Genomic DNA, 14,736 nt, shown 5'->3' with positions numbered 1-14,736 from the left:
CCCCTAATAATAGGTTAATAACTACATTTTTTTGTGACAGATCATTTCGTTCATTGTTTCACTTTTATTCAGCTTGGTTCTCTATGCCTGCCTCTTCCTGCAGCCATTCCGAAATTCGGGGAACGATCCCCTCTGTCGGCATATGCTCCATCTTCGGCCCCGGCAAAGAATATAAGAAATATTTCCCGTAATAGGATTCAATGACCCGGGTATCGTAGACAATGACAATCCCCTTATCTTGCGCGGTCCGCACCAGTCGGCCAAATCCCTGTTTGAAGCGAATGACCGCTTGCGGAACCGAAAGTTTCATGAACGGGTTCTTCTTCTGCTGCTGCAGCAATTCGCTCTTGGCTTCGACCAAGGGATGATTCGGCGGCTGGAACGGCAGCCGGACGATCGCAAGGCAAGTGAGCGCCTCCCCGGGTATGTCTACCCCTTCCCAGAAGGAGCTCGTACCCAGCAGGACCGAAGCACTGCTATCCTGGAATCTCCGGATTAACTTGGTACGGCTGGTTCCGTCCATCCCTTGTCCCAGTACCGTAATATCGCTGGATGCCAGCGCCTCCTTCAACGGCTCGTGAACCTGACGCAGCATGCGGTACGAAGTGAACAGCACAAGCATGCGGCCATGCGTAGCGATTGCCGTATCGGCCAATGATTGCACAAGTGTATTCACAAAGAGTGCATCCCCGACCGAGCCCTTCACGCTCGGAAAATCGCGCGGCACGACAAGGAGGGCCTGCTCCCTGTAATTAAACGGGGACGGCAGCAGAACCGTGTTCAAGTTGCCGCTATCTGCCGCTTCCTGAAGACCCAAGTTCTCGATCATGAACTGAAACGATTTATCCACCGACAAGGTCGCCGATGTCAGGATCACGCTTTGTTTCTTGTCAAAAAACAATTCCTTCAAGTGGGTGCTAACATCGACAGGCACTGCATAAAGCTGCAGCGATTTGCCGCGGAAATTCCCGTTAGCCTCCATCCAGTATACCGTGCCTTCATCATTCAGAGCCATGAAGGACCTCAGGTCCTCGCGGTGTGCGGCCAGGTCCTTAAACAGACCCGATAGGTCTGTTAACAAACTGTCCGCGCTGTAGTCGTCCAGATCTTCCTTCATCTCGGCGATCAGCTTGTCACCCTTGCGAACGACATCGCCCAGCGTCACATGAATTTGATGCTCCAACTCGGCCAGCGAATCCCAATCCTTCGGCTTCTTCAGAGGCGATAAGCGAAGCGAGAATTGACCGGCATCCCCCGGAGTCGCGTCTCCGCGTTCCGGAAGTAGTCCGAACAATTGATCGCTGAGCCGGTCCCAATTCTCTTTTGCGGTGATCAGATCCGGATAAATCCGGTCTATGATGGAGGACCACTCGACAGCCTTCTCATGCGACGATGCTTGCAGCAGCTGGCGAAGAGCCGGAAGCTGACCGCTGCGGCTGTCTTTGTACATACGAGTCAACGTATGGACCACCGAAAAATATTTCATCTGCAAGCCAAGGTGCTTGCCAGCGACGTCCTCCAGATGATGCGCTTCATCAATGACGAGACGCTCATAACTCGGAAGCAGCTGATGATTCGCTTTTACGTCAGTGAACAGCTTCGAATGGTTCGTAATGACAACATCCGCGATGCCCGCTTCATGTTTAGCCCTGTGATAGTAGCATTTGCGGAACCATGGGCAGGCACGGCCAAGGCAGGAATCCGAATCACTGGAGATCGTCTCCCAGAAATCCCCTCCGCGACCGCCAAAGTTCAGTTCTTCATCATCCCCGTTCTCCGTCTGGGTCAGCCAGACCAGCATCTGCGCCGCGGTGATCACATCTTCCTTCGGGGAATGAAAATCTCTTCTATTTATTTTATGTTCAAATTTTCTCAAACACAAATAATGGCCTCTTCCCTTGAAAATAGCCGCTTTAAAAGGAAAAGGAACAACCTGGGTGAGCAGGGGAATATCCCGGTCACGCAGCTGTTCTTGAAGGTTGATTGTATGCGTGCTCACCATAACCTTCTGTTCCTGCTTCACGCTTTGATAAATCGACGGCAGCAAATACCCGAGGGATTTGCCTGTTCCCGTGCCGGCTTCGATCAATAAATGTTTATTGTCATCGAGGGCCTGCATCACTTCCTGAAACATCATGTCCTGGGCATCCCTGCTCTCATAATGAGGCAGCGTTTCCTTTAGACGTTCACGGACATCATTCATGTATTGCTCGAAGCTTACATCCGCCAGCGGATTAGGCTCCGACTCATCCCTGGCAGGCGCAATATCGTTCCAATCGTCAACGGCCAGGGCAAATTGACGATAGTACGTATGGGTGTCTCCGGCTTGTACAGCCTGGAACTCCCTGTCAGCACGGATGCCGTCAAAGAACCAGGCCAAGTCGCTGTCCTCGTCGGCAAACAGGTCGCTTAACCGCTGCACGGTAAGGAGAGGAAGCTCATCGATCTCCTCCAGGCATTTCAGCAGCGCATAGGCTGTGGCAAGCGCATCGCTGTCCGCCTGATGCGGACGGTCATGCTCCAGACCGAAATGAGAGGAGACCATCCCGAGCTGATAAGAAGGCAGCGAGGGAAAACATATTTTTAAGAAGTGCATCGTATCTAGAATTCGGCCGCTGAACGGTAAATAGCCGCAGCGATCGAGTGCATTTTGCAAAAAGTTAAAATCAAAAGCGACATTATGCCCAACCAATACGACATCGTCGAGCATGGGCACGAGTTCCATCATCATTTCTTCCAATGACGGAGCATCCGCTACATCACTGTCGGAAATGCCGGTCAAACCGGTAATAAAAGGAGGGATCGGAATCCCGGGATTGACATAGGTGCCGTATACGCGGGAGATGCTTCGATCCTCTTCGATGATGGCCAGTCCAACCTGAATGATCTCATCTGCTGACTGGTTGCCCGTGGTTTCAAAATCCAATACGGCAAATTTCATTTCGATAAAATCCCTTTCCTCCAGACTAATTAACAGCATACCAGAAGTTGCGGGTTTTGAACATTCCGGGTAAAAAATCCCCCGTTTCTCCTCCATCGCTCCATACGGCAAGAAGCGATACCAAAGTCTCAGTAATGAGCTCTGGCATCGCTTCTTGTAATGGCTTGATTTCTACAGCAAAGAGATCAATTGGCTGCCGTACTGGAGCTCACCGCGATTCTGCTTGCAGACCTCCAAATTGATAATGGGGTCAGGAAGTGTCGGGTCGCTGTGAATCGCCAGTGCAAAATGCTCCTCGGCTTTCCCTTGTTGTCCATTCAACACCTCGATGCATCCAAGCGCGTTGTAAATCATCGCTCGCATCTTCTTGTTGTCTGCCAGGGGCAGGATGGACACCAATACATCGGACGCTGGTATGGTTTGCCCCAAATAAAGATGGGACATCGCAATATACAGCTTGATCAGAAGGCTATCCGGAAATACCGTGGCGGCCACCTCAAATTGCTGTATAGCCGGCTGGAACATCAACAACTTGTAATAACCTTGGCCGCGAATGAATGCATCAAGCTGCAGTTCAGGCGCTTCGGTCGGTGGAAAAACAGGAGGTGAGGCGGCACTCTCGCGGAAGATAGCCATCTTCTCTTCAAAATGGAGCCATTCCTCGATAATGCCCTCGCTCATGCTTTTGAGCATGTTCCAGTTTTGTACCAGCGCCTGTTTTTGGGGACCTTGAGCAGAAGGGTAATGCTTCACAATTTCATCTAACATGTTGTTCATTTCAGCGAATACATGTTGAAACATAGCTGCATCCCACCCTTAGCGGAAAAATGAGATCAGTGCGTCGACCTGAACTCATTTTCTGTAGAAGTCGGTCTTTTCATCCCTTTAAGGTCCCGACACATTTTGGCTCTTAGGAGACCGTTTAGAGAACCGCGGCGTGAACCTCACGATATTCCGTATTAACCGGCTTATTCATTTCGTCAACGATCACAACCGTCGGGGTATGATTGTCGTATTCCTCTTTAGACATCATGGCATAAGAAATGATAATGACGTTGTCGCCAGGCTGTACAAGCCTTGCAGCTGCCCCGTTCAGACAAATCACACCACTGCCGCGTTCGCCTTTGATCACGTACGTTTCCAAACGGGCGCCATTGTTATTGTTCACGATTTGAACTTTTTCATTCTCCAAAAGGTCTGCAGCCTCCATTAGATCCTCATCAATGGTAATGCTGCCCACATAGTTCAGATTGGCTTCCGTCACCGTTGCGCGGTGGATTTTGGATTTCATCATTGTTCTAAACATGGGATCCCCCTACTTTTGGTTGAAGTAACGCATTGTCAATGAGACGGGTGCGGCCAAATCGTACGGCCAGCGCCATAATGACGGTTCTGCCTTCATCCGCAATGCGATATGAATCTTCCACGGGAACAAGTTCCGGGAAAGTGAGCAATTCTGCATAATCAATATCAGCGAGCGGGGACTGGGATATAGAATCCCGAAGATGAACACGGATCTCTCCTGCCGTTGTCGCTTGTCCCTGCTGGATCATCTCCTGAGCGGTCCGCAAAGAGCCCGACAGCACAAGTGCCTGTTCCCGCTCTTCCGGCTTCAAATACACGTTGCGTGAGCTTAGAGCAAGGCCGTCAGATTCGCGGATGATCGGACAAGGCACGATGGTTACGTCCATGTTCAAATCTTGAACCATTTGCTCAATGACGGCTACCTGCTGGGCATCCTTCATTCCGAAGAAAGCATAGTCAGGTTTTACGATATTAAACAATTTGTTAACAACGGTGGTAACACCGTCAAAATGCCCGGGACGGGAGGCCCCGCACAACAAAGACGTAATTTCCGATACAGTGATTTTGGTTTTGGTCGGCTGGGGATACATTTCCTGAACCGTGGGAATAAAAACCACATTCACCCCTTCGGATTCCGCCAACGCCAGATCGCGTGCCTCATCCCTGGGATAGGTCTCATAATCCTCACCCGGTCCGAATTGAATCGGATTGACAAAGATACTGACAACCACCGTACCTGCCATTTCTCGCGCCTTACGCATCAGGCTGGCGTGTCCTTCATGCAAATAACCCATCGTAGGCACAAGTCCTACCGAACCACTGCCGGATTCCCAGCGGTCCTTAAGTTCTGATCTTAATTCCGCAATGGTGCGAATCACTTTCATGATGTCGTGCCCACCTTTTCCTTTTTGCTTCCATATAATGTTGTTGTCGTTTCGGAAGCCTCATGTTTCTCGGCCTTGAAGACATGCTCCTCTGCCGGGAATGAGCGGTCCTTTACTTCCTTCACATACTGCGTAATGCCTTCACGGATGACGGAGCCTACATCAGCGTATGTTTTCACGAAGCGTTTGTCCCGATAGGGAGACGCATATTTGATTAAATCATGGAATACCAGAACCTGACCGTCGCAGTAACGACCCGCTCCGATGCCAATCGTCGGTATGCTCAGCGCTTTAGATATTTCCGCCGCAGCCTCTTCTGTAACCAGCTCCAATACAATTGCGAATGCTCCAGCCGCTTCAAGTGCCTTTGCATCATTCATGAGCCGCTGAGCGTCTTGGGCATCCTTGCCTTGGATCCGGTAGCCTCCAATTTGATTCACCGACTGAGGCGTCAGCCCGATATGACCCAGTACCGGTACGCCGGACTGTACGATCCGTTTCACGGTGCCGGCGATTTCTTCGCCGCCCTCCATTTTCACGGCATGCGCATGACCTTCCTGCATCAATCTCCGCACCCCGCGCAGACTTTCATCAATATCTCCGTGATAGGTCATAAACGGCATATCCGCTACGATAAAAGTTTCTTCCGCTCCACGAGCGACGGCACGGGTATGATATACCATGTCGTCCAGCGTTACCGGAATTGTGGAGTTATAGCCGAGCACGACATTGCCGAGGGAATCGCCTACCAATATCATATCAATATCCGCTTCCTCCGCCAGCTTGGCGGAAGGATAATCGTACGCGGTCAGCATGGTGATCGGTATACCCTTCTTCTTCATGTTCTTCATCTTCACGATGTTCAGTGGTTGTTTGCCTGTCATTGTGACACAGCCTCCTTTGTGTAAATAAGTTAGACACAATAAAAAAAACCTTTTAGCACATACTTGCTAAAAAGTCCGAAAGGCAAAAAAGAGTCACTCGCGATCGTCCCTTCTGTCTCGGTCCTTTCGGCTCAGAGCAGAATCCAACGTAACCGGCATAACAGTTATGAAGGTGTTCTAAAAAAATAATGCTGTTCAATATCACTTGCTGTAGAGTGCAATTCGCTCATGGCGATACCGCCTCTTGGTCATAGTATAACAAAATCCAACTACGATTTCACCATGTTTCATTTACCTGGTATTAAAAAAGAATTTCACCGGAATATACGGGGATCAGCTCGTCATCTTGATTGCGGACCAGCAGCGCACCATCTCGGTTGAGTCCTGTGGCAATCCCGCTAAAACGGTCAAGGGCCGTCTGCACTTGAACTTCCCTGCCCACCGTGCCGGATAAAGCTTCCCAGAGAGAGGCTATAGGCTCGAAGCCCTGCTCGTTGTACAATTCATATAAAACCTCCATCTCCGCCATGATGGACTGGATCAGCTCTGTCCGATTAACGGTTGCTCCGCCAGCCATGCGAATCGAAGTCGCAACGCTGCGCAGCTCCTCCGGAAAATCCGATTCTTTCAGATTGGCGCTGATGCCGATACCGGCAATGCAGTAGCGCACCCTTTCGTCTTCTGTTGCAGACTCCAGCAGAATGCCGCACACCTTTTTGCCTTGAAACAGAATGTCGTTTGGCCATTTGATATCGGTTTGCACACCGGCGCACTTCGTGATCGCACGGCATACCGCTACGCCTGTCAACAAGGTGAGCTGCTGGGTTAAATGCAGAGGTTGCTTCGGTCTGAGCACCAGGCTCATCCATATGCCTTTGCCTCTCGGGGAGTGGAATTTCCTGCCCATTCTCCCGCGGCCGCCCGTCTGCTCTTCCGAGATCACAAGCGTGCCTTCGGTTGCCCCTTCTTCCGCCAATTGCCGGGCATCTTCCTGCGTTGACGCCGTTTTGTCAAGCAGCTTCAGCGGTTTCCCGAAGGTTTGACTGGTCATCCCCGCTGTCAGTTGTTCCACGCTCAGTTTGTCCGGTTCATCCATCATGCGGTAGCCAAGCCGTGGAACAGCCTCGAAATCATAACCAAAATGACGAAGCTTATTGATCTGCTTCCATACGGCCGTCCGGCTGATGGACAATTTACGGCTGATCTCTTCTCCGGACAAAAACTGGCCGGAATGCTCCTGGAACATTTTCAGAAGTGCATTGTCTTGATCATAATCCTTCATTATGAATTACCACCCGCTTTGCTTCTTCAATCAACGATTCCTTATCGTTGTTAATTAAACCTGCTGCCGATTTCTCCAGCAATTGCCCGAGAAGTTCGCCTAGCCATGGGCCCCCGCGCTTGTCCAGCGCTTCAAGCAGTTCGTTTCCGGTGATGGCCAAATCCTTCAAACTCCGAATTCGGAGTTCCCGGAGCCAACCGTCAAGCTGCTCGATTACGCTAAGTGAGGCAGACGCCGCTCCCGTTTGGTTCAACGCCGTCTGCAAATGCAGCCAGCCTTGAGCTGCCTCGGCTCCGTGGAAAAGAACCAGCTTAATCCACTGGAGCCTAGCACTCTTGGTATCTTCCTCTTCCTTCTCTTGCAGATAGGATTCATGAAGCGCCAGCTGCTTAACGATGGCTTCCCGCTGCTTATTGGAGAACGTCCATGATCGCAGCAGTCCCTCTGCTGCCTGGGCTGAAATGCCGCAAGCAAGCAGCAGCAGCGTCCAGCGGATCGTAGATTGCTCCGGCTCGATCCGATTCATTGCTTCTATCGCCTGCGTGTCATGCCCGGTATACGGAAACGGCGCTTTCATTCGGGTGTACAAGCCGCTGCGGACAAACATCTCCAATCCTCGTAAGGGGGCCGGCCCTGTCAATATCTTTTCAAATTCACTGCGGATGCGCTCCATCGCAATCCAGCTTAAGGTGTCTCTCTCCGAGAGAATCCCTCTCCATGTATGCTGCGCGATGGAGAAACCGAACACAGAGGCGAAACGGATGCAGCGAACCATGCGCAGGGCGTCTTCACGGAAACGCAGGCGCGCATCGCCTACGCAGCGGATTACCTGCCTGTCAATATCCGCTCGTCCGCCAAACGGATCCACCCAGGATCCATCAATCCCCCTAGCCATTGCGTTCATCGTAAAATCGCGCCGTCTCAAATCTTCCTTTACTTCTCTGACGAAAGCGACCTCCGTTGGATGACGGTGATCCTCATAACCACTCTCCACCCGATAAGTCGTCACTTCGAAAGACTGGCCTTCCATCAGCACCGTTACGGTCCCATGCTTGATTCCTGTAGGAATGACCTTGGGAAAGACGGAACAGGTGACTTCCGGCAAGGCGGAGGTCGTAATATCCATATCACTGACCCTGCGTCCCATGTATTCATCACGGACACAGCCTCCGACCCAATACGCTTCATGTCCATGTCGAAGCAGAGTCCGGATCACGTCCGCACTCCGCTCGGCCATATCGGGATCCGCGTTGCGCCATCGTATTGAATTAAACATATCTGCCATAGTTTCCCGTTCCTTTACCCGAAAAACAACGAGAGGGTCGAGCTTAGCCGCAGACCGGCTTCAGCTCGCTAACCTCCCGTCCCAATACTCGGTAATATATTTCTTCGTACTTGCCTCGTATTAATTCATTGCAGAACATCGTCTTGGAACGATGCAGACAAGCCTTGCGCAGCCGCTCACTAAGCGCTTCATCCTTTAAAATTTCAAGCACATGCTGAGCCATCGAATAGGTGTCTCCGATAGGAGCCAAATATCCGGTTTCGCCATGTGTTATCAACTCGGGAATCCCGCCTGCCGTAGAGCCGACGGTAGGCACTCCGCAGGCCATCGCTTCTAGAGCAACCAGGCCAAAGCTTTCTTTCTCGGAAGGAAGCAGCAGCACATCCGCCATGGATATGACGTGCGCAATTTCATCTTGCTTGCCTAGAAAATGTACTTTGCTGGCGAGTCCCAGTTCATTGATGCGGCACTGGATTTTCGGAAGCTCGGGCCCTTCCCCGACAAGCAGCAGTTTCGCCGGGACCTGCTCCTGAACCTGGGCGAATATTTCCAACACGTCTGCTACCCGTTTTACCGGACGGAAGTTGGAAATATGCATCAAGATCTTCTCATTCGGATCTGCATAATCTTTACGCAGCGATTCCGAATCCCGTGGATAATATACCCGCGGATCCACAAAATTGTAGGTAAGGTCAATATCCCGGCTTATATCCAGCAACTCCCGCGTTTCTCGGATGAGATCCTGAGAAACAGCCGTAACCGCATCACTTTCATTAATAGCGAGTCGAATCAAGTCCTTCAGCGATTCATCCTGCGCCAGAACCGTAATATCGGTTCCATGCAGCGTCGTGACGACCTTCAGCTGATCTCCGACCATCTGCTTCGCTAAGAAGGCACACACGGCATGTGGCACCGCATAGTGCACATGCAGCACATCAAGCTGCTGCATTTTGGCTACCTGAGCCATCTTTGTCGCTAGCGACAGATCATATGGCGGGTATCGAAACACGTAGTAGTCGTTCACTTCAACTTCATGATAAAAAATATTTTTATGGAAAGTCCCTAACCGGAACGGAATGCTGTGAGCAATAAAATGAACCTGGTGTCCTTGCTCGGCCAGGAGTTTCCCCAGCTCTGTCGCCACCACGCCCGACCCGCCCAATGAAGGGTAACAGGTAATGCCGATTTTTAATGGTTGTTGATTCATGTCAGGCCTCCTTTACGTACGCCTCTATATATTATGCCTGCTTGGAGTCGAATAGATGAACAACATACGGACTTTTACAAGCGAAACCTTCTGCATAAGGAATAAGCCTGCGCGCTCCAAGCAGTGAATCCCTGGCCCGCACACGCTCGATGTACCCCTCAGTCAACGGGGTAGAGACTGCATTTTCTTCAGCCTTCTGGAACTGGGAACGGTAACAAGACAGGGCCTGCTCCTTAACGGCATACTGATCCGTAACGTCAACGACCAGATCCGTTCTTCCGATATCATTAATGAAATAAAAATAAAGCTCGTCCACCTTAACCGGTGGCTGCTCAGGCATATAACGACGAAGCTTGGCATTAAATACCGCTTCCTCAACTAAACGGCTGCAAGCCACATGGTCCGGATGGCGATCCTCCCAGTAGGGAGCAAACACAATCGAGGGAGAAAACTTGCGAATCTCGGCCGTGACCCGTTCAATATTCTCCGGTGTCACAAATAAACCACGGTCCGGCAGTCCCAAATTCGTCCGGACCGTAAGATCCAAAATCCGGGCTGCTTGCTCAGCCTCCTGCTTGCGAATGTCGACGGTGCCGTTCGACGACATCTCAGCCTCCGTCAGATCGCAGATCCCGACCGACAGTCCAGCTGCTGTATGCTTCGCAATCGTTCCTGCCATTCCGATCTCGGCATCGTCAGCGTGTGCTCCGAAGATTAAGATGTCCAGTTGGCTGTTCATTAGCTATCCACACCCGGTTTGTATTTATGAACGAGTTCCCGCCATGCAAAATCGCCACGGTCCAGCGCTTTAACAAGAATCTCGGCCGTTGCCACATTGGTAGCAAGTGGAATTCCCTGAACGTCGCACAGACGAAGGAGTGCATTAATGTCTGGTTCATGAGGTTGTGCCATCAAAGGATCCCGTAAAAAAATGATGAGATCCATCTCATTGTCCGCAACAAGCGCGCCAATCTGCTGGTCGCCACCAAGTGGTCCCGAAGCGAAACGGTGAATGCTGAGTTTGGTTTGCTCCATAATACGGGTCCCCGTCGTTCCCGTCGAGTAAAGATTATGATCTTCGAATACATTTTCATAAGCAATAACGAAGTTGACCATTTCCTCTTTTTTACGGTCATGAGCGATAAATGAAATATTCATAGTAATTTCTCCCCTATGTTAGTCGATAAAATGATCAAATCCATAGACCAAGCCGGTGTACCCCATTACTTTCTCTATAGCCATCTTCACGCCCGGCATATAAGCTGCACGCTCATAGGAATCATGTCGGATCTTCAAGCTTTGTCCGTAACCGCCAAATATAACTTCCTGCTGAGCAAATACACCCGGCAGACGAACACTGTGAATACGGAAGCCGTTATAGTACCCGCCTCTGGCGCCTTCAATGACCTCTTCTTCCTTTGGATTGCCTTGCCGGATTTCCTCGCGGTTTGCGGCAATCATTTCCGCTGTCTTGATCGATGTTCCGGATGGCGCATCAAGCTTCTGGTCGCCATGGGTTTCAATGATTTCAACATGGGGCAAATATTTTGCTGCTGCAGCTGCAAACTTCATCATCAGGATCGCTCCGATGGAGAAATTCGGTGCGATCAAACCGCCAATATTCTGCTCCATACACTGCTTGTCCAACTCTTCGATTTGCTCTGGCGTGAAGCCTGTAGTGCCCATGATCGGACGGACGCCGTGCTTAATGGCCAGAGCCGTGTTGCTATAGGCAAATTGCGGTGCTGTAAAGTCAACCATAACATCTGGTTTCGATTCGACCAACGCCATCTCCAGATCGGATGTCACCGTAATGCCGCAGGCAGGAAGACCCACAAGCGTCCCTGCATCAGCACCTTCATCCGATCGGCCCACAGCGGCAACCAGTTCCAGTTCCTCATCGCCCAAAACAAGCTTCACTACTTCTTTACCCATACGGCCGCCGGCACCGACGACCGCAACTGTCCATTTGTTTGCCATTGTACATGTCCTCACTTTCAATCCGATGCTGTATCCTGCATATATGATTTCAAGCGCTGTTTGAGTTCCTCCATTATATGCTGCAGCCCGCTCTCCTGCGGGTACAACGAAATTACCTCTTTAAGCGTGGAAATGGCGAGCGCATGCTCATCGAGTTCACTATAAACAAGAGCAAGCCATACATAAGCCTGAGCATACAAAGGGTCCATGGCTACGGCTGATTTCAGATGTCCCACGGCTTGATACAATTCTGCCTTGGTCACATCCTTGCGGTTCTCCACCATCTTTCTTGCTCGCTGCACCAGCTCCGCAGCCTTGATATGCTGTAAATGAAGAGCATATTCCGGTTTGTCCGGCTGCAGCCTGACGGCTTCCTCCGCATGCGTAATCGCCATCTCCAGCTTATTGCTTCTGCCGTAGGTAATGGAGCACCGATAATGCACTTCGGCATCTCCCGGATTCGCGATGATCGCTTGCTCAAACCAACGTAACGCCTCTTCGAAATCATTTTGAAGGATGCATCGATATGCTTTTTGTATATAACTTTCAGGTTTCACGGGCTGTCCCTCCCCACAGCGGGTTTGGTACAGCATATGTAGCAGCAGCCTAATCGGTGTTTATTTTCGTCCAACGATCAGCATCACGCGTCGCAAATTTATGCATGACTTTAGCGTGCGCTTCCGCGAGATCGATGCCAAGGGAATTGGCAAAACAAATCGTAATAAACAATATATCTCCAAGTTCCATTTCGATGGAATTGTCTGCTTCATCGGCCTTTTTCGGCTTCTCACCGAACTGATGATTAACCTCTCTGGCGAGTTCGCCCACCTCTTCGGACATCCGGGCCATCATGGATAAAGGACTGAAATAACCTTCCTTGAATTGTGATATGTATTGATCGACTTCCTGCTGCATTTCAGCCATTGATTTTTCCAAGACTCTATAACTCCCTTCACTGCGCAGTCTGCCCCAACTTGCAATATCCAAGCTGTAAGCAGCATTCTCTTATGACGAGCGATTGGTTTTAAACCTATGTTATCGTAAAGCGGATTTGAAAACAAATAATTTTTTATGGCTGGAACATGATCGGCACATACTAAGCAGGTACAAGCAACCTGACATACGGGTAATATCCACAATTGGAAATGTGAGGGGTCTTATGAAAACGTCCAAGTTGTTAAATCAGCTTCATACCATCATTCCGATCATCGCCGGTTCCGCCATTTACGCATTCGGCCTTCTGTATTTCATCATTCCGAATGAACTCATGGAGGGGGGCGTCACCGGCATTACCGTACTGCTGAACTATGCCTTTAACATATCGCCGTCCATCTCAACTATGGTGCTCAATATCCCGTTATTCTTGGTCGGCATGAAAATCCTCGGTAAACGCCAGTCGATTTACACAGGTCTCGGTATCGCCTCATTAACCCTGTTTCTGTGGCTGTTTGAAGCTTTGATCGATCGCGGCTATGTTGTACCGTTTCAGACCGAGCAGGATTATATTCTTGCTGCGCTCTACGCAGGTGTCACATTGGGCGCCGGACTCGGCATTGTGTTCCGGTTCGGCGGGACGACAGGCGGTTCAGACATCATTGCCAGAATCATCAACCGAAAATTCGGCTTCAGTATGGGCCAGATCATTCTATCTCTTGATATCTTGATCATCGGGCTTTCTTTATTCTTTATCCCGCTCGAGCGAATATTGTATACCCTCGTTGCCGTATTCATCGCTTCCAAGGTCATCGATTTCATACAGGAGGGGGCTTATGCCGCCAAAGCCTTCACCATCATCAGTGATCACGCACCCGATATTGCCCATCGCATATCAACCGAGATGGAGCGCGGAGTAACACTAATCCCGGCCATCGGCGCCTACTCCAAGCAAGCCAAGCATATGGTATACTGCGTCGTATCGAGGCAGGAAATTCGCCGCCTAACGGGAATCGCCAAATCGTTGGACCCTCGGGCATTTATTATCATTAATGATGTCAATGATGTGCATGGCGAAGGATTTAAAGAAGAATAGCCCGGTTTGCACCGGGCCTCAATCGGAACAACTATGGATTCCCGCCTACATTTTGCGAGGGAACATGGGTTTTGCGCTATACAACTGACCTCGGTATTTGCGGTATCCCGCAAACGTTAATGCCGCCAAAATGAAAGCCCCGATGACCAGCTGCCACGTCCATGGCTCCTTGACCTCTCCCAGCGGAGCTAGGGCGGGCTCATCCTTTTTCTTGCCAAACAGCGTATTGATCATTTCCTCACCCTGCGGAACCAATTTTTGCACCTGAGCTGTGTCCCCAGATGACACCAGACCCCCGGCATAAGAAATCCAGGACTCCATCATGTTAACCTCCTCAGGCTTTCGCTGTATGACAACAGAAGGACGGATGAGTTCATAATGTTCACTCAGGCTGTCATACGCTCGTCTCATGCCAGCCTGATCCTGCTGGATGGCATACTCCCCCATGACCCTCAGGTCTTCACGCATGACCTTGTAATATTGCAGCCATAACGCATCTCTGGTATGAATCAGGCTATCGGTTGCCATTCGGAGTTTTCCTGCGGACACCATCCAGTGCTGCGGCTCCTGCGTGGCCCTTGCCGTAGCTTCTTTCATCTCCAAAATGCTCTCAGCCAACGCATGAATTCCTTCTACACCGGTCAATCCCTGAAATGACGAAGCCTCAAACATCCCGGATACCCGGCGAACATCCTCCAGCACGGCTTGTACATTGCCTTCCTCCACATGGCGGTATAGCTGCTCCACTTCCTTGTTCAGCGCCTTAGCCTGTATGGATGCAGCGGGCGAAGTCTCCGACTGTCCGTTTGCCGGGGTAGCCCACACAACAGGATCACCCATGCTGACAGTAACCAGCATAAGCAGTGCAAACAGACACAGCAGGAGCTTCGGAAAGGTTCGAAACATGGGACATCCCTCCTACCGTATATGTATGGCAGA

The 14,736-nt window shown here is 50.6% G+C and carries 15 protein-coding genes; 1 reads left to right on the top strand and 14 read right to left on the bottom strand.

All coding sequences use genetic code 11. The features are described from left to right. Positions 1–64: 64 nt before the first annotated feature. The 13 genes from dinG to NYE54_RS12720 all read right to left on the bottom strand — a co-directional run bounded on the left by dinG (position 65) and on the right by NYE54_RS12720 (position 12,704). A complete protein-coding gene (gene dinG / locus NYE54_RS12780) occupies positions 65–2,941 on the bottom strand; it encodes an ATP-dependent DNA helicase DinG (protein ID WP_076321324.1) in 2,877 nt (958 codons plus the stop codon). A 171-nt stretch (positions 2,942–3,112) separates the two neighbouring features. Further along, positions 3,113–3,742, bottom strand: a complete 630-nt coding sequence (locus NYE54_RS12775; protein WP_076320997.1) for a hypothetical protein — start codon at positions 3,740–3,742, stop codon at positions 3,113–3,115. A gap of 121 nt (positions 3,743–3,863) precedes the next feature. Further along, entirely contained in the window at positions 3,864–4,247 is a 384-nt protein-coding gene (gene panD / locus NYE54_RS12770; RefSeq protein ID WP_076320996.1) for an aspartate 1-decarboxylase, read from the bottom strand. Further along, positions 4,240–5,130: a pantoate--beta-alanine ligase gene (gene panC, locus NYE54_RS12765; RefSeq protein ID WP_339272188.1), complete on the bottom strand. Its 891-nt coding sequence runs from the start codon at positions 5,128–5,130 to the stop codon at positions 4,240–4,242. Before panC ends, panD begins: the two co-directional genes overlap by 8 nt. Then, positions 5,127–6,014 (bottom strand): 3-methyl-2-oxobutanoate hydroxymethyltransferase, encoded by an 888-nt coding sequence (gene panB, locus NYE54_RS12760; RefSeq protein WP_339272186.1) that lies wholly within the window; start codon positions 6,012–6,014, stop codon positions 5,127–5,129. The genes panC and panB overlap by 4 nt, the downstream gene beginning before the upstream one ends. Positions 6,015–6,315: 301 nt before the next feature. Next, positions 6,316–7,296: a biotin--[acetyl-CoA-carboxylase] ligase gene (locus NYE54_RS12755; RefSeq protein WP_339272184.1), complete on the bottom strand. Its 981-nt coding sequence runs from the start codon at positions 7,294–7,296 to the stop codon at positions 6,316–6,318. Beyond that, complete coding sequence (locus tag NYE54_RS12750) at positions 7,283–8,581, bottom strand: CCA tRNA nucleotidyltransferase (RefSeq protein ID WP_339272182.1); 1,299 nt, start codon at positions 8,579–8,581, stop codon at positions 7,283–7,285. The genes NYE54_RS12755 and NYE54_RS12750 overlap by 14 nt, the downstream gene beginning before the upstream one ends. Positions 8,582–8,624: 43 nt before the next feature. Then, positions 8,625–9,788, bottom strand: coding sequence for an N-acetyl-alpha-D-glucosaminyl L-malate synthase BshA (bshA, locus tag NYE54_RS12745; protein ID WP_076320991.1), 1,164 nt, complete (start codon positions 9,786–9,788; stop codon positions 8,625–8,627). A gap of 31 nt (positions 9,789–9,819) precedes the next feature. Continuing rightward, positions 9,820–10,527, bottom strand: a complete 708-nt coding sequence (bshB1, locus tag NYE54_RS12740; protein ID WP_339272181.1) for a bacillithiol biosynthesis deacetylase BshB1 — start codon at positions 10,525–10,527, stop codon at positions 9,820–9,822. Continuing rightward, entirely contained in the window at positions 10,527–10,946 is a 420-nt protein-coding gene (mgsA, locus tag NYE54_RS12735) for a methylglyoxal synthase (protein ID WP_098743043.1), read from the bottom strand. Before mgsA ends, bshB1 begins: the two co-directional genes overlap by 1 nt. A gap of 18 nt (positions 10,947–10,964) precedes the next feature. After that, the gene (gene dapB / locus NYE54_RS12730) at positions 10,965–11,768 is read right to left on the bottom strand and encodes a 4-hydroxy-tetrahydrodipicolinate reductase (RefSeq protein WP_098743042.1); all 804 of its coding nucleotides are present in this window, start codon (positions 11,766–11,768) and stop codon (positions 10,965–10,967) included. 17 nt (positions 11,769–11,785) lie between these two features. After that, positions 11,786–12,325 (bottom strand): tetratricopeptide repeat protein, encoded by a 540-nt coding sequence (locus NYE54_RS12725; protein WP_339272179.1) that lies wholly within the window; start codon positions 12,323–12,325, stop codon positions 11,786–11,788. A gap of 49 nt (positions 12,326–12,374) precedes the next feature. Next, a complete protein-coding gene (locus NYE54_RS12720) occupies positions 12,375–12,704 on the bottom strand; it encodes a nucleotide pyrophosphohydrolase (protein ID WP_076320987.1) in 330 nt (109 codons plus the stop codon). A gap of 223 nt (positions 12,705–12,927) precedes the next feature. Between NYE54_RS12720 and NYE54_RS12715 the strand changes: the two genes are divergently transcribed. Continuing rightward, positions 12,928–13,797 (top strand): YitT family protein, encoded by an 870-nt coding sequence (locus NYE54_RS12715; protein WP_076320986.1) that lies wholly within the window; start codon positions 12,928–12,930, stop codon positions 13,795–13,797. Positions 13,798–13,842: 45 nt separating this feature from the next. Here NYE54_RS12715 and NYE54_RS12710 read toward each other — a convergent pair whose 3' ends face one another. Continuing rightward, positions 13,843–14,703: a sporulation protein YpjB gene (locus tag NYE54_RS12710; protein ID WP_339272177.1), complete on the bottom strand. Its 861-nt coding sequence runs from the start codon at positions 14,701–14,703 to the stop codon at positions 13,843–13,845. Positions 14,704–14,736: the final 33 nt, after the last annotated feature.

The sequence above is a fragment of the Paenibacillus sp. FSL K6-1330 genome, from assembly GCF_037976825.1.
Lineage (GTDB): Bacteria > Bacillota > Bacilli > Paenibacillales > Paenibacillaceae > Paenibacillus_AQ.
The sequence above is the reverse complement of the archived record's forward strand: the minus strand, read 5'-3'. Positions and strand labels throughout refer to the sequence as shown.

Excerpts from the sequence above, each read along its gene's own strand:
- dinG (WP_076321324.1), bottom strand. The coding sequence starts at position 2,941 with ATGAAATTTGCCGTATTGGATTTTGAAACCACGGGCAACCAGTCAGCA.
- NYE54_RS12775 (WP_076320997.1), bottom strand. The coding sequence starts at position 3,742 with ATGTTTCAACATGTATTCGCTGAAATGAACAACATGTTAGATGAAATT.
- panD (WP_076320996.1), bottom strand. The coding sequence starts at position 4,247 with ATGTTTAGAACAATGATGAAATCCAAAATCCACCGCGCAACGGTGACG.
- panC (WP_339272188.1), bottom strand. The coding sequence starts at position 5,130 with ATGAAAGTGATTCGCACCATTGCGGAATTAAGATCAGAACTTAAGGAC.
- panB (WP_339272186.1), bottom strand. The coding sequence starts at position 6,014 with ATGACAGGCAAACAACCACTGAACATCGTGAAGATGAAGAACATGAAG.
- NYE54_RS12755 (WP_339272184.1), bottom strand. The coding sequence starts at position 7,296 with ATGAAGGATTATGATCAAGACAATGCACTTCTGAAAATGTTCCAGGAG.
- NYE54_RS12750 (WP_339272182.1), bottom strand. The coding sequence starts at position 8,581 with ATGGCAGATATGTTTAATTCAATACGATGGCGCAACGCGGATCCCGAT.
- bshA (WP_076320991.1), bottom strand. The coding sequence starts at position 9,788 with ATGAATCAACAACCATTAAAAATCGGCATTACCTGTTACCCTTCATTG.
- bshB1 (WP_339272181.1), bottom strand. The coding sequence starts at position 10,527 with ATGAACAGCCAACTGGACATCTTAATCTTCGGAGCACACGCTGACGAT.
- mgsA (WP_098743043.1), bottom strand. The coding sequence starts at position 10,946 with ATGAATATTTCATTTATCGCTCATGACCGTAAAAAAGAGGAAATGGTC.
- dapB (WP_098743042.1), bottom strand. The coding sequence starts at position 11,768 with ATGGCAAACAAATGGACAGTTGCGGTCGTCGGTGCCGGCGGCCGTATG.
- NYE54_RS12715 (WP_076320986.1), top strand. The coding sequence starts at position 12,928 with ATGAAAACGTCCAAGTTGTTAAATCAGCTTCATACCATCATTCCGATC.
- NYE54_RS12710 (WP_339272177.1), bottom strand. The coding sequence starts at position 14,703 with ATGTTTCGAACCTTTCCGAAGCTCCTGCTGTGTCTGTTTGCACTGCTT.